This window comes from Streptomyces xylophagus (assembly GCF_000716435.1).
In the GTDB taxonomy this organism is placed as follows: Bacteria; Actinomycetota; Actinomycetes; order Streptomycetales; family Streptomycetaceae; genus Streptomyces; species Streptomyces xylophagus.
This window is the reverse complement of record NZ_JNWO01000162.1, coordinates 1-380: the sequence shown is the minus strand read 5'-3', so window position 1 is coordinate 380 and position 380 is coordinate 1. Positions and strand designations below refer to the sequence as shown.

The window sequence follows — 380 nt, the reverse complement described above, 5'->3', positions numbered from 1 at the left end:
CAGGCCTTTGCGGTTGTGGTATGTCGTGCGTCGCTTCTTGGCGAGTTCGAGCGGCGAACCTTCCTTCGACGAGCTGAGGGGCCATCGGTCGATCTCGTCGCCCGTAACGACACGGATGGGCCGCATCGCGAGCTTGTTCGGCGTGTTCGCGCCGACGAAATTGATCTGGCCGCCCTTATATTCGGTGCTGCCAGTCATCGCCGCTCTCCACTTCGGCGAATCTCTCACCGTGGTATCGAACGACTCTTCTTGGTACTTGTCGGCCAGGTCTTGCGTAGGCCACGCCGAGAGCTGCGCGCACGGCTCCGCCTCGCAGTAGTAGCCTTGCGCCGCGACAAGGATGGTCGTCTTGCCGACCTGGGACGACGTGATGAAGACGA

1 protein-coding gene is annotated in these 380 nt (G+C 61.8%); it reads right to left on the bottom strand.

Translation table 11 applies throughout. The annotated features are described in order from the left end of the window. Positions 1 to 380: phage terminase large subunit family protein (locus OO70_RS50795; protein ID WP_043688466.1), on the bottom strand; the 380-nt coding region annotated here is incomplete at both ends.